Raw genomic sequence first — 13,688 nt, 5'->3', positions numbered from 1 at the left:
GGAAACGGCGGGGTCTCCCCCGCCGCTCGTGATGGTTAATGGCTGTCGGAGCCGTGTTCCATCTTGTGCTCTTCGCTTTCCATCATCTCGTCATGGCTCATGGCGTTCATGTTGGAGAGCTGGCCGAGGTCCACGGGGATTTCGACCTCGACGTCGCCCGCATCGCGGAAGGTCAGCGTGACGTGGAGGATGTCGCCGTCCTCGAACGGTTCATTGATGCCGAGGAACATGACGTGATCGGCGCCGCGCGCGAGCTCGTGGTGGCCCTGCGCAGGAATGGTGAAGCCGCCTTCGACTTCGCGCATCTTGGCGACGCCGTCTTCCATGATGTGCGTGTGCAGTTCGGTGCGGGCCGATACGTCAGAGGACGCCGCGATCAGTTGGTCGTCGGCATCGCCGGTGTTCATGATGACCATGAAGGCCGCGCCAGCGGGGGCAACCGGGCTCGACTGGATCGCGTAAGCGTGGTGCACTTCGATGTCAGCGGCAGCGGCCGATGCGAAAAGGGTTGCGGCAGCGGCGAGCGAAAGGATGGTTTTCATCTGTAAAGTCCTTTGGGTTTGTCTGTTTCTATGGATGGGAAATCAGACGAACAGCGGCGGACCTCGGGCATTCGCGGTGGGGCTGGCGGCGCTGACGGGCAGCGCGTTTTCGGCAAACGTCAGAGAAAGGGCGCGGCCCTCGATCCGGACGGCCATCTGAACGGCGGTGCCCGCATCGACGAACAGCGACAGCGCGCAATCGGGGCACAGGTGCGAGGGGCCGACGGGGTTTCCGTCCTTGTCCACCAGCGTGTGCGTGGCGACATCGTCCAGACAGTAGACGGCGGCGGCGACGGCCTTTGGCTCTCCGCGGAGCATCGCCATCTGCTGCGAGGTCAGGGCGACCAGCAGAACGAGGGCGATAGCCAGATATCGGCGGAGCATCAGCATGGCGCGATCTTTAGCAGCCCCTCGCGGCAGGGTGAAGCGCCTGTTGGTCGCAGGGCCAAGAAACGAAAAAGCCCGGCCAAGATGGCCGGGCAATAAAGTCAGTCAGTCAAAAGACGATTAGGCAGTTGCCTTGACGACTTCTTTCTTGATCTTCAGAGCCTGAGCCGAGAGATCGGCGTCTTTGGCTTTCAGAAGGAAACCGTCCAGACCGCCACGGTGGTCAACGGTGCGCAGGGCAGCCGAAGAAATACGCAGGCGGAAGGTACGGCCAAGAGCGTCCGAACCGAGCGTAACGTCCTGAAGGTTCGGCAGGAAGCGACGACGGGTCTTGTTTTTGGCGTGGCTGACATTGTTGCCCGACATGGGGCCTTTACCGGTCAGTTCGCATTTGCGCGACATAGTATCACCTATTTTGTTGTCCCGGCCACCAGGGCCGGCTTGGGTTGCGGGCATAGCCCGATGCGGCCCCTGTCATTGCAGGTTCCGTCATGAGGTGGAGCCTTTAGGCAGTTTCCCCCCAGCGGTCAACATTTATTGGTCTTCGGCGGCCTGACGTTCGGTGCGCCGCGCGAGGCGGCGGGCCTTGGATGCGACCTCGGGCCTGCGGGTATCGGCGTATCTGGCGAGGTTGCGGAAGTAGTCGGGGGAGTCCCTGCGGGCCTCGCGGTGGGCGTGGCAGATCAGATCGCGGTCGGGCGTTGGCGCAGTGATCGCCCTGAGGAGCAGCGGGTAACGCCCTGTTTTCGTGAGCACCTTCCCGGCTGGGTGGCCAGCAAAGCCGACACGGGCGCGGCGGACATTGGGAAACATTTCTAGCAGGCGCTCGGAGTGCCAGAGGTCGAGGCGGTTGAACGGATCGACCATGATGATGCCCTGCGCACCTGTGGGCGGGATGGCTCCGAGCGTGCGGTCGAAGTGATGGGCGTCCTTGCGGTAGCGCGGGTCGTTCGGGACGTCCTCGGGGTGGATCGACCACTGCGGAGAGACAGCGAGGATTCGGCTCGCGCCCAGCGGTTTGGCAAAGCGAAACGCGCCGTATCCGCCCATGGAAAACCCGAAGGTGATGACCTCGTCGTACTCACCCGCAAGCTGGGACATGATGGCCTCGACGGCCTCGGTTTCATCGTTGATGAACCAGTCGTTCTTCGACACGCGCAGGGCCAGCTGGTCGAAACCGGAGCGGGCGAAAGCTTTGAGCGGGGCGACCTCGGCAAAGCCTTTGCGGCTGGCCATGCGGTTGTCGAAGCTCACCAGCAGTTTGCGGTGGCCATAGCAGAAGAGCGTCAGCCGCAGGCGTTTGCCGTCAAAGAGGCGTTCGACCACCGGCTCTGCTGGGGTCACCGCGTGCCTCCGGCAAAGCTGGCGAGGACGTTGGCCGCAGCGACGGTCGGGGTGGATTCGCCGTTGATGAGCTTGGTTTCCTCGGCCTCCAGCGTGGCGGCCAGCACGGGGTCGCGTTGCAGCCGTTCGAGGAGTTGCAGGCGGACCTCCTCATGGAACCAGTAGCGGGCCTGTTCGGCGCGGCGGCCCGCGAAATGGCCGTGATCCTTGCGCCAGTCGGCCAGTGCGGTCATCTCGTCCCACGCTTCGGGAAGGCCCCTGCCCTCGTAAGCGGAAACGGTCATCGCCTTGGGGAAGCTCTCGGGGTCTTGCGGGCGTTTGCGCAGCAGACGCAGTGCGCCCGCGTAATCGGCGCAGGTGCGGGTCGCTTGGGATTTCAGATCGCCGTCGGCCTTGTTCACAAGGATGATGTCCGCGATCTCCATGATGCCGCGCTTCACGCCTTGCAGCTCGTCCCCGCCCGCAGGCGCGAGGAGCAGCGTAAAGAGGTCGCACATCTCTGCCACCATGGTTTCGGACTGACCGACGCCCACGGTTTCGATGAGCACAACGTCATAGCCCGCAGCTTCGCAGAGCGCGATCGCCTCGCGGGTACGGCGGGCCACGCCGCCCATCTGGGCCTGCGACGGGGACGGACGGATGAATGCCTGCGGGTGGCGCGAGAGATGCTCCATCCGCGTTTTGTCACCGAGGATCGAGCCGCCCGAACGGGCAGAAGACGGATCGACGGCCAGCACGGCGACCTTCAGACCCTTTTCTACGAGGAACAGGCCGAAGGCTTCGATAAAGGTGGATTTGCCGACACCCGGCGTGCCCGACAGACCGATCCGCAGCGCCTGACGGTCATTGCCCAGCGCATCGAGCAGAGCCAGCGCATCGGCGCGGTGGTCGGCGCGGCCGCTTTCCACGAGGGTGATCGCGCGGGCCAATGCGCGGCGCTCGCCTGCCTTGAGGCTGGCGGCCAGAGCGGGAATATCGACGGGTTTTCTCATACCAACTTTCTAGCGGCTGACGAACCTGTGTCCAGACGGAACACCTGTACCCTTCGTCGCAGGACTTGACGGCAGGGCCCAATCACCCAGATTAGCCACATGCGCGATCTTCCCCCTTTGTTCACCGACTGGTTCTCTGCCCAAGGCTGGAGCATCCACCCGCACCAAGCGGCACTGCTGGACCGTGCGTCGGAAAAATCCCTGCTGCTGATCGCACCGACGGGCGGGGGCAAGACGCTGGCGGGGTTCCTGCCGACGCTGGTGGAACTGATGGACGGGCATAAGGGTCTGCACACGCTCTATGTCTCGCCGCTGAAGGCGCTGGCGAGCGACATCCGCCGCAACCTCACCCGCCCTGTCGAGGAAATGGGCCTGCCGATCCGTATCGAGGACCGGACGGGCGACACCAAAGGTGCGGCCAAGAAACGCCAGCGGGTCGATCCGCCGCAGATTTTGCTGACGACGCCCGAAAGCCTCGCGCTGCTGCTGTCCTATCCAGAGGCGGAGACGATGTTCGCGACGCTCCAGCGAGTGGTGATCGACGAAATCCACGCCTTGGCCGAGAGTAAGCGGGGCGACCAGTTGTTTCTTGCGCTGTCGCGACTGGAGCGGCTGGCCCCGCAGATGCGGCGGGTCGGGCTGTCCGCGACGGTGGAGAACCCGCCTGCCCTCGCCGATTTGATGGCGCCGCATCCGCATGGCTGCACGATCGTCGAGGCCGACCCCGGCCCCGATCCTGATATCTCGATGCTGGTGACGGACGAGCCGCCGCCTTGGGCGGGCGGCGGTGCGCGCTATGCGATCCCCGCCGTGCTGGATGAAGTCCGCAAGCACCGCACCACGCTGATTTTCCACAACACCCGCGCGCAAGCCGAGATTTTCTTTCACCATCTGTGGCTCGCCAATGACGAAGGCCTGCCCATCGGCATCCACCACGGATCGCTGTCCCGCGATCAGCGCGAGGCGGTCGAAGGGGCGATGGTGCGTGGCGAGCTGAGGGCGGTTGTGTGCACAGGGAGCCTCGATCTGGGCATCGACTGGGGCGACGTTGATCTGGTCATTCAGGTGGGTGCGCCCAAGAACGTCAAACGTCTGGTGCAGCGCATCGGGCGGGCGAACCACCGCTATAACGCGCCGTCGAAGGCGCTGCTGGTCCCTGCCAACCGTTTCGAGGTGATCGAGTGCGTTGCCGCGCTGGAGGCTGTGCTGGCGCATGATCTCGACGGCGATCCGCGCGGTCCGGGGCCGCGGGATGTCCTTTGCCAGCATATCCTGACGGTCGCCTGCGCGGGGCCGTTCAACGCCGAGGACCTGTTCCACGAGGTGCGCAGCGCGGGCGGTTATGCGAGCCTGACGCGGGCGGCCTTCGACGACTGTCTGGAGTTCGTGGCGACCGGCGGCTACGCGCTGCGGGCCTATGATCGCTGGCAGCGGTTGGTGGAGCGGCCTGCGGGCATCTGGAACCTGCGCGACCCGCGCTCGGCGCTCCGTATCCGCATGAATATCGGCACCATTCAGGACACCGATACGCTGAAGGTGCGGATGAAGGGCAGCTTCAAACCGCTGGGCGAGGTGGAGGAAGGCTTTGCCGCGACGCTGACGCCAGGGGATACGTTCCTGATGGGCGGACAGATCGTGCGCTATCAGGGGCTGAAGGAGATGACGGTGGAGGTGACGCGCTCTGCCTCCGACAAGCCCAAGGTCGCCACGTTCGGCGGGACGAAATTCGCAACATCGACGCAGCTATCGGAACGCATCGTTCACATGCTGAACCAGCCGTCGTGGCCGGAGCTTCCCGCGCATACGGCGGAGTGGCTGGGCCTTCAGCGGGAACGCTCCCATATGCCGCAGACGGATCGTCTACTGGTGGAGAGCTTCCGCTGGGATGGCCGTGCACACACGTGTTTTTACGGCTTTGCGGGGCGGAATGCGCAGCAGACGCTCGGGCTGATCCTGACGCAGCGGATGGAGGCTGCGGGGCTGGAGCCTTTGGGATTTGTCTCTACCGACTATGCCACGCTGATCTGGGGCTTGCAGGACGTCCACGACCCTGCCCCGCTGCTGGCGCCCGAGGGGCTGCGGGACGGGCTGGACAATTGGCTGCAAGGCAATGCGGTGATGAAGCGGACCTTCCGCGCGGTGGCGAATATCGCGCTGCTGATCGAACGTAACGCGCCCGCCGCCCGCAAAAACGGGAAGCAGGCGACGTTCTCGTCCGACATCCTTTACGACACGCTGCGCAAGTACGACCCCGAGCACCTTTTGCTGCGGATCACCCGCGAGGAAGCGATGCGCGGGCTCGTGGACTTTGGCCGGATCGAGGAAATGCTGACCCGCACCAAGGGCCGGATCGACCATGTGGTGACCGATCACCTGCCCCCGCTTGCCGCGCCGATGCTTCTGGAAGTCGGCAAGGTGCCCGTCATGGGCGCGGCGCGGGAACGGCTGGAGGAAGAAGAAGCCGCCCGCCTCATGGCCGAGGCGGGGTTGGCCTAGGGTCAGTCGATCGCGACGACGGCTTCGACTTCGAACTTCAGACCCGGCACGGCAAGGCACGGCACGGGAACCAGCGACTGCGCGGGGCGGGCATCACCGAACAGATCCATGACCGCTTTGACGAGGATCGGGAACTTGCTCGGGTCATGATCGACGACATAGGTCGTCAGTTTGACCACCTGATCGGGGCGGGCGTCCATCGCGTCGAGCACCTTGGCGAGGTTGGCGTATGCCTCCAGCACCTGCGCGTCGAAATCGGGCGTGATCGCGCCTTCGTGGTAGTTCGCGGTCTGGCCCGAGATATAGGCCATGCGCTTGCCTGCAGGGGCGATGACGGCTTGGGAATAGCCGTTGCGGGTGGTCTCCACCATGTCAGCGGGGTTGATGTACTGGGCGGCGGTGTTGGTCTGGATGTTCATGGGATTCTCCTGTTTTCGAGTTGCTGAGACAGGGGTAGCCAAAAACAGTGCCATAAAGTGTCACCATTAATGCTAGAGTGGCTTCATGAACGTCAGACTCAGACAAGACACCATCCTGCGCACCCTTTTGCGGAACGGCTCGGCGACCATCGATGCACTGGCCCAAGAAGTCGGCGCGTCGCGGCGGACGGTGCTGCGGGACATCTCCGCCCTGCGGGACGAGGGGTACACGATTTATTCGGAGGTCGGACGCGGAGGCGGTTTGCAGCTTGATCCGCAGTCGGTGCAGAAAGCCTCCCGCCTGTCGGTGGCGGAGGTGTTTTCGCTAATCGTGACGGTGGGCGCGGCCAAGGCCGCAGGTGCGATCCCGTTTTCGGGACTGGCGGACGCGGGGCTGGCGAAGATCGAAAAGTCCCTGCCCGCCGACCGCGTAAAGGACCTGCGGCGGATGCTGGATTGCCTCCACGTCGGCAACCTCGCCCCCGGTTTTGATCTGTCGGACATGCGGGAGATGGACGACGCGCTGCTGCCCGCGTTCGAACTGGCGTTTCTGGAGTGGCGGATGCTGCGCTTTGCCTACCGCGACAAGAACGAGCGCGAGACCCTTCGCGAGGTGGAGCCCCAAGCGATCCTGATCCTGCCGCCACTGTGGTATCTGGTGAGCTGGGACCCGATGCGCAACGATTTCCGCTATTTCCGCATGGACCGTCTGAGCGCGCCCGAAGTGCTGGCCGACAAGCCGTTCCGCAAACGCTACGTCCCGTTCAAGGAAGACGTCACGCCCTACAGCAGCGCCATCCCGAAATAGTCACCACGCCTGCGGCATGGCCAGCCAGTCGCGCAGGTGTTTGGTGAGGGCGCTGGGCGCTTCGAGGCTGGGCATGTGGCCTGCGTCGGGCATCACGACGAACTTTGCATCGGGGATGAGGCTCGCCATCGTTTCCTGCCTGCGCATCGGGAAAACGGTGTCATGTTCGCCGCAGATGACCACGGCAGGCTGGCGGACGCGGCGCAGGGTGCTTTGCTGGTCGCGGCGGCGCTGCATGGCGCGGGACTGGCGGACGAAAAGGTCGGCCCCTGCGGTGCGGGCCATCGCCATGAGCTTGTTCATCACGTCCTGACGGTGCTGCCCCGGCGCAAGGCTGGAGATCGGAATTTCACCCGTCACGGCGTCTTCGAGACGGCCCGCGCGGGCGGCCATGACGTGAACCTCGCGCTCGGCAGCGTCCTGCGGGGTTTCTTGCAACGGCGAGGTGTTGATCAGGGCGATGCGCATGACACGCTCGGGGGCGCGGCGCATGACCTCCATCGCGACCATACCGCCGAGGCCCTGACCGCAGAGCGCGAATTTGGCGGGAAGCGACTGCATCAGAGCGGAGGCGATGTCGTCCACGCGGTCGCCCTGCCCGACCGGAGCCGCCATGACCGGACGTTCGTGCGTCATGGCCGTGATCTGCGGCAGGAACAGCCGGACATCGGTGGCGATGTCGGGCAAAAACACCAATGGCTCTAACATGGACTACCTGTTGCCGCGCGGAGGCGACTTCATTTGCTCTTCCCTCACCTTAGCGTGCGAGGGGCCAAGGAAAAGAGAAAGATCAGTCCCCTGCCCCGACCAGCGCGAGAATTTCCGCGACGGTATCGTTGATCAGTTTGATGCAGGCATCGTCGGAGAAACGGTGGTCTGCGCCTTTGACGACCGTCAGGCGGATGTCGTCGCCGCTGGCGTGGGCAAAGAGCTTTTCCGCGACCGACTGGAGCACCACGTCATCCGCGCTGCCTTGCAGGATGCGGACAGGGAAATCGAAGGTCAGCGGCGTGCGGAGCATCAGGCGGGAGCGGCCGTCTTCAATCAGGCGGCGGGTGATGACGTAGGGCTCGACGTATTCGTTCGAGATCTCGATGCGGCCTTCGTTCATGACGGTGGCGCGCTGCTCCTCGGTGAAACTGGCCCAATAGCCGTCCTCGGTGAAGTCGGGCGCGCCCGCGATGGTGACGAGGCCCGCGACTTTTTCGGGGCGTTCGCGGGCAAGGAGCAGCGCCTGCCAGCCGCCCATGGACGAGCCGACGAGGAGCACTTTGCCATCCACAAGGTCAATCGCGGCGGAGGCGTCTTCGTTCCAGTCGCCGATGCAGCCGTCCTCGAAATTGCCGGAGCTGATGCCGTGGCCGGAGTAGTCGAAACGCAGGAAACCCTGACCGCGCGCCTTGCACCATTCTTCGAGGGCGAGCGCTTTGGTGCCTTCCATGTCCGATTTCAGACCGCCGCAGAACACGACGTAGGGCGCTTTGCCTTCGGTCAGGTTGTAGGCGATCCGGCGGCCTTGCGCGGTTGTCATATAGTCGGTCATTCTTGCACCTCGTCCAGTCCCAGAGCCAGAACGGCCCCCGCGACAGACATCACAAGAAAGACCCCGATGACAAGCCCCGCACCGAAGTTGGCGAGCGCGGCAGCGGCAGCGCCCGCGATCAGGAGGAAGACGCCGACAAGGGTGTTGGAGACGGCGGTGAACTCGGCCCGCTGGTCGGGGCCGGCCATATCGACAAGGTGGGTCGAGCGCGCCTGACGCACGCCGTGGTAGGCAACCATGAGGCCGAAAAGTACGAGCGGCATGGCCCAGACGGTCGAGGCGAGACCCGCGTAACTGGTGAAGATCGCGAGGCCCAGCGCGATAGCGGCGGCGAGGCCCGCGTAGATCATCACGCGGCGGGAGGATTTGTCGGACAGGCGCCCCCAGACGTAGCTGGAGATGAACGACGCGATGGCGGAGGCAAGGACGAGGCCGCCAAGCTCTGCCGTTTCCTGCTGGCCCGAAGAGGCAAGCATCACAAGGTACGGCGGGGCGAGCGCGGTACCAACGAGGAGCGAGCGGACGAGGATGAAACGAGCGAGCTGCGGGTTCTGCTTCATCGTGGCCCACGGCTTGGGCATACCGTTTCCAGCTTTGCCTTCGTCGGAAAATTCCTTGAGCGAGGCCATGGTGACGGCGGCAAGGAACCAGCCCAGCGCGGCGAGTGTGATGGCACCGATCACAAGGTTGAAGCGGTCGATGAGGCCCGACAGCAGAAGGCCCGCAAAGACGATGACGGCAACCGAGGCGACCGAGGCAGCGCCGCCCGTGACGGTGCCGCGGCGGCTTTTGCCGACGGTTTTGCCGAGGATGTCTTTGAAACTGACAGAACAGACGGAGCGGCTAATGGCGAGGAGCGCGAGCAGTGCGACGATGGCGATGCCTGCGGCTTGGCCTTCAAGGAACACCGCCGACAGAACGATACCAGCGGCGGCGATCCCCTGCCCTGCGGAGCCTGCCGCCCACGCCCATTTGCGGCGGGGCATTCCTTGGATTGCGCCTGCGGTGAAAATCTGCGGCAGGAGCGATCCGGCTTCGCGCACGGGCACCAGAAGACCGACCAAAAACGCGCCCGCGCCGAGGTTGGTCAGAAGCCAGCTGAGCACCAGTTTGGGGTCGATCAGACCGTCGGCGACCTTGGAACTGGAGAGCGCAATGACGTGGTGGAAGAAGTTGCGCGGCTCGGCATCGCGGGCGTCCGATTTCAGTCCGCCGTCCTTATCGGGGTCGTTCACTACCTTCTCGAAAAGCTCTTCCGCTGCCGTGTCGCTCATATTCAATTCCGTCTCACATCCAGATCGCTTCATGGATTTAGGGCGGATTTCGGGTTTGTCTTGACACCCTGCGAACAGCGCATCAATTAGGCGCACACACATAACCCGCAACCGGGCGTTCCGTGGGCGCCAAAACGACGAGGAGCATGGCCAAGATGAGCCAGATTTCCCTGACATTCCCCGATGGTAACTCGCGCGAGTACGACGCAGGTGTAACCCCTGCGCAGGTGGCCGAGTCCATCGCTCCCTCGCTGGCGAAGAAGGCCATTTCCGCGACCGTGAACGGCGAACACTGGGACCTCCAGTGGCCGATCGACGGTGATGCGAAGATCGCGATCAACACCATGCAGGACGACGAGCCCGCGCTGGAACTGATCCGTCACGACCTTGCGCACATCATGGCGCGCGCCGTGCAAGAGATCTGGCCGGACGTCAAAGTCACCATCGGCCCGATCCGTGACAACGGCTGGTTCTACGACTTCGACCGCGAAGAAGCGTTCACGCCCGAAGACCTCGGCCAGATCGAAGCGAAGATGAAAGAGATCATTAACGCACGCGACGCCGTAAAGACCGAAGTCTGGAGCCGCGACGACGCGATCAAGTTCTATGAGGACCGCGGCGAAAACTACAAAGTCGAGCTGGTCAACCGCATCCCCGAAGGCGAAGACATCCGTATGTACTGGCACGGTGACTGGCAGGATCTCTGCCGTGGTCCGCACCTCCAGCACACCGGTCAGGTGCCTGCCGACGGCTTCAAGCTGACCCACGTTGCGGGCGCTTACTTCCTCGGTGACAGCTCTCGTCCGATGCTCCAGCGTATCTACGGCGTTGCGTTCAAGAACCGCAAAGACCTCAAGGCATGGGAAACCATGATGGAGGAAGCGGCGAAGCGTGACCACCGCAAGCTGGGCAAGGAAATGGACCTCTTCCATATGCAGGAAGAAGCGCCGGGTCAGGTGTTCTGGCACCCGAACGGCTGGACCATCTACACCAAGCTGCAAGACTACATGCGCCGCCAGCAGTACCGTGACGGCTATGTGGAGGTGAACACCCCGCAGGTCGTGAACCGCAAGCTGTGGGAAGCCTCGGGCCACTGGGAAAACTATCAGGAAAACATGTTCATCGTGGAAGTGGACGAAGACCACGCCCGCGAAAAGACCGTGAACGCCCTGAAGCCGATGAACTGTCCGTGCCACGTGCAGGTGTTCAACCACGGACTCAAGTCCTACCGTGACCTGCCGCTGCGCATGGCCGAATTCGGTTCGTGCAACCGCTATGAACCGTCGGGCGCCCTGCACGGCATCATGCGCGTGCGCGGCTTCACGCAGGACGATGCGCACATCTTCTGCACCGACGACCAGATCGAAGCGGAAACGAAGAAGTTCATCGACTTCCTCGCCGGCATCTACGCCGACCTTGGCTTCCACAACTGGACCATCAAGCTGTCGACCCGCCCCGAAAAGCGCGTGGGTTCGGACGAGAGCTGGGACCGTGTCGAAGCGGCACTGGGCGATGCGTGTAAGGCGGCGGGCTACGACTACGAGATTCAGGAAGGCGAAGGCGCCTTCTATGGTCCGAAGCTGGAGTTCGTTCTGACCGACGCCATCGGCCGTGACTGGCAGTGCGGCACCCTTCAGGTCGACCCGAACCTGCCCGAGCGTCTGGACGCGGTTTACATCGGTCAGGACGGCGCGAAGCACCGCCCCGTCATGCTGCACCGTGCGGTCCTCGGCTCGTTCGAGCGTTTCATCGGCATCCTGATCGAAGAACACGCAGGCAAGCTGCCGTTCTGGCTCGCGCCGCGTCAGGTTGTTGTCGCGTCGATCGTGTCGGATGCGGACGGTTTCGTTGACGAGGTTGTCGAAGCTCTGAAAGCCGTTGGCGTCCGCGCCGAGGCCGACAAGCGCAACGAGAAGATCAACTACAAGATCCGCGAACACTCGCTGGGCAAGGTGCCGTTCATTCTGGCCATCGGCGCCCGCGAAGTCGAAGAGCGCACCGTTTCGGTCCGCCGTCTGGGCGAGCAGAAGACCTCCACCATGTCGCTGGACGATATCGTGGCAGAGCTGAAGCTTTCGACCACCCCGCCGGACCTGCGCTGATCGCGCTCATCGGAATTGAAAAGGCCCGCCGTTCTGGCGGGCCTTTTTCGTTAGCCGAGCACTTCGGCCTTTGTCTTGGCGGTCCAGCCCTGAAACCACAGACCGTCTTTGACGATGACGGGCCGCTTCATGACTGTGGGATTGTCGGCGATCAGATCGGCGGGATCGCGGGCCTTGTCTTCGTCCGAGAGGTTGCGCCACGTCGCCGACGCCTTGTTAACCGCTTTGTCACCGAAAGCGGAAACGATCTGACCGATGTCCTCGGCGGACATGCCGTCCTTGCGGATGTCAGTGACCTCCACGTTCAGGCCCGCTTCGGTCATTTCACGCACAGCTTTGCGACAAGTGTCGCACGTAGAAAGGGAAAATACCTTCATAATGCCTCCGTTTTCGGCATGTGGAACGGAAATCCCCATACCTGCAAGGTTGTCATTTGAGTTTTCTAGAATCGTGTTAGTCTTTTTATTGCGTGACCCTTCGACGTGCCTGTGCTGGGGCATCTTGCGGTGTCGCGTTCTTCCGAATTTGGGAGAGACTAAACAAAGGAGTACTAGGATGCCGACTGGCACCGTGAAATGGTTCAATACGACTAAAGGCTACGGATTTATCGCACCCGATGGGGGCGGCAAAGATGTGTTTGTTCATATTTCGGCAGTGGAACGTTCCGGCATGACCGGCCTTGCCGACAACCAGAAAATCGAGTTCGAACTGATCGAGGGTCGTGACGGTCGCCAGATGGCCGGCAACCTGACCAAGATGGACTGATTTGACGACGCGGTGGCTTTCACGACCGCGTCCATCCTTCGTTAAACAGGGCGAACTGCCGATCTGAAAGGACCGGCAGCAGCGTCGCAAAAATCAGCCTTCCAGCACTTGCTGGAACTCACGCCATTCGCCGACGGACATGCCGCTGGTTTCCTGCGTGACCTCTTCGCCTTTCAGCATCGCACGAATGCAGCCCAGCGCCTTTTCGGACAGGGTCGCGCCGCCCATGCGGTAGTCTTCGAACGCGCCATAAGCTGCGGGCACCCAGTCGGCGACCACTTTGCACAGCTCTTCGGCATAGACGCGGATTTCGTACTGGGCGTGGCTGTCTGCGCGCAGGCGCAGGAAGTGCAGCAGGTTGTGCAGGTCCACCTTCCAGTACCACTGGGTATAGATGTTCGCGGGCAGGTTCATGCGGGCCAGTTCGCGGGCGAGGCCCTGCTGGCCGTTCTGACTGATCATCTCTTCGTAGTGGTCGTAGGCGCGGGCGGCGTCGGCCTTGAGGTATTCGAGCACGCGCTCTGCCTCTTCGCCTTGCAGCACTTCACCGCGGCCCTGATTGTTCACGACCGACTGCGCGGCGAGCACTTCGGGCTGCGGGATGTAGAACTCACGGTCGAGGATCGAGTAACGGCCCGAGTATTCATTCACGTTCGCGGTGCGGTGACGGATCCACTGGCGGGCCACGAAAACGGGCAGTTTGACGTGGAGTTTGATCTCGCACATCTCGAACGGGCTGGAGTGCCAGTGACGCATCAGGTAGCGGATCAGGCCCTCGTCGTTTTTCACCGACTTGGTGCCACGGCCATAGGACACGCGGGCCGCCTGACAGATCGCGGCATCGTCGCCCATGTAGTCAACGACGCGGATGAAACCGTGATCGAGCACCGGCTTGATGGTGTAGAGGTGCTTTTCCATGCCCTCCGACACGGCGCGGAGCGTCTGACGGGTTTCGGCGCGCAGTTCGGCGACTTCGGCTTCCTGTTCGGGCGTAATGGGCATGATGACTCCTCTGG

At 63.1% G+C, this 13,688-nt stretch carries 15 protein-coding genes; 4 read left to right on the top strand and 11 right to left on the bottom strand.

Annotation, left to right across the window (positions count from 1 at the left end; genetic code table 11):
- Positions 1-35 precede the first annotated feature (35 nt).
- The 5 genes from HCZ30_RS07625 to meaB form a co-directional block, all read right to left on the bottom strand.
- Positions 36-542 (bottom strand): copper chaperone PCu(A)C, encoded by a 507-nt coding sequence (locus tag HCZ30_RS07625; RefSeq protein ID WP_167637685.1) that lies wholly within the window; start codon positions 540-542, stop codon positions 36-38.
- Positions 543-584: 42 nt separating this feature from the next.
- On the bottom strand, positions 585-932 hold the full coding sequence (locus HCZ30_RS07620; RefSeq protein WP_167637684.1) for a hypothetical protein: 348 nt from the start codon (positions 930-932) through the stop codon (positions 585-587).
- Positions 933-1,049: 117 nt separating this feature from the next.
- Positions 1,050-1,331, bottom strand: coding sequence for a 50S ribosomal protein L28 (rpmB, locus tag HCZ30_RS07615; protein ID WP_167637683.1), 282 nt, complete (start codon positions 1,329-1,331; stop codon positions 1,050-1,052).
- 132 nt (positions 1,332-1,463) lie between these two features.
- On the bottom strand, positions 1,464-2,273 hold the full coding sequence (locus HCZ30_RS07610) for an alpha/beta hydrolase (protein ID WP_167637682.1): 810 nt from the start codon (positions 2,271-2,273) through the stop codon (positions 1,464-1,466).
- On the bottom strand, positions 2,270-3,265 hold the full coding sequence (gene meaB, locus HCZ30_RS07605; protein WP_167637681.1) for a methylmalonyl Co-A mutase-associated GTPase MeaB: 996 nt from the start codon (positions 3,263-3,265) through the stop codon (positions 2,270-2,272). The genes HCZ30_RS07610 and meaB overlap by 4 nt, the downstream gene beginning before the upstream one ends.
- Positions 3,266-3,364: 99 nt before the next feature.
- Here meaB and HCZ30_RS07600 point away from each other — a divergent pair, with 99 nt between their 5' ends.
- Positions 3,365-5,761, top strand: a complete 2,397-nt coding sequence (locus HCZ30_RS07600) for a ligase-associated DNA damage response DEXH box helicase (protein WP_167637680.1) — start codon at positions 3,365-3,367, stop codon at positions 5,759-5,761.
- A 2-nt stretch (positions 5,762-5,763) separates the two neighbouring features.
- On the opposite strand, the gene HCZ30_RS07595 is transcribed toward HCZ30_RS07600, so the two are convergent.
- Complete coding sequence (locus tag HCZ30_RS07595) at positions 5,764-6,180, bottom strand: RidA family protein (protein WP_167637679.1); 417 nt, start codon at positions 6,178-6,180, stop codon at positions 5,764-5,766.
- Between the two features lie 85 nt (positions 6,181-6,265).
- On the opposite strand from HCZ30_RS07595, the gene HCZ30_RS07590 reads away from it, so the two are divergent.
- A complete protein-coding gene (locus tag HCZ30_RS07590) occupies positions 6,266-6,988 on the top strand; it encodes a helix-turn-helix transcriptional regulator (protein ID WP_167637678.1) in 723 nt (240 codons plus the stop codon).
- Here the strand turns inward: HCZ30_RS07590 and HCZ30_RS07585 are convergent, their stop codons facing one another.
- From HCZ30_RS07585 to HCZ30_RS07575, 3 genes are all read right to left on the bottom strand, one after another.
- A complete protein-coding gene (locus HCZ30_RS07585) occupies positions 6,989-7,681 on the bottom strand; it encodes an alpha/beta fold hydrolase (RefSeq protein WP_348640358.1) in 693 nt (230 codons plus the stop codon).
- Positions 7,682-7,778: 97 nt separating this feature from the next.
- Entirely contained in the window at positions 7,779-8,531 is a 753-nt protein-coding gene (locus HCZ30_RS07580) for an alpha/beta hydrolase (RefSeq protein WP_167637676.1), read from the bottom strand.
- The gene (locus HCZ30_RS07575; RefSeq protein WP_167637675.1) at positions 8,528-9,805 is read right to left on the bottom strand and encodes an MFS transporter; all 1,278 of its coding nucleotides are present in this window, start codon (positions 9,803-9,805) and stop codon (positions 8,528-8,530) included. Before HCZ30_RS07575 ends, HCZ30_RS07580 begins: the two co-directional genes overlap by 4 nt.
- A 155-nt stretch (positions 9,806-9,960) precedes the next feature.
- On the opposite strand from HCZ30_RS07575, the gene thrS reads away from it, so the two are divergent.
- Entirely contained in the window at positions 9,961-11,907 is a 1,947-nt protein-coding gene (thrS, locus tag HCZ30_RS07570) for a threonine--tRNA ligase (protein ID WP_167637674.1), read from the top strand.
- Positions 11,908-11,957: 50 nt separating this feature from the next.
- On the opposite strand, the gene HCZ30_RS07565 is transcribed toward thrS, so the two are convergent.
- The gene (locus HCZ30_RS07565; RefSeq protein WP_167637673.1) at positions 11,958-12,284 is read right to left on the bottom strand and encodes an arsenate reductase family protein; all 327 of its coding nucleotides are present in this window, start codon (positions 12,282-12,284) and stop codon (positions 11,958-11,960) included.
- A gap of 178 nt (positions 12,285-12,462) precedes the next feature.
- Here HCZ30_RS07565 and HCZ30_RS07560 point away from each other — a divergent pair, with 178 nt between their 5' ends.
- Positions 12,463-12,672, top strand: coding sequence for a cold-shock protein (locus tag HCZ30_RS07560; RefSeq protein ID WP_167637672.1), 210 nt, complete (start codon positions 12,463-12,465; stop codon positions 12,670-12,672).
- A 93-nt stretch (positions 12,673-12,765) separates the two neighbouring features.
- Here the strand turns inward: HCZ30_RS07560 and thyX are convergent, their stop codons facing one another.
- Entirely contained in the window at positions 12,766-13,674 is a 909-nt protein-coding gene (thyX, locus tag HCZ30_RS07555; protein WP_167637671.1) for an FAD-dependent thymidylate synthase, read from the bottom strand.
- Positions 13,675-13,688: the final 14 nt, after the last annotated feature.

The sequence above is a fragment of the Marivivens donghaensis genome (assembly GCF_011806565.1).
Taxonomy (GTDB): domain Bacteria; phylum Pseudomonadota; class Alphaproteobacteria; order Rhodobacterales; family Rhodobacteraceae; genus Marivivens; species Marivivens donghaensis_A.
Note: the sequence above shows the minus strand (reverse complement) of the source record. Positions and strands in the feature narration are given on the sequence as shown.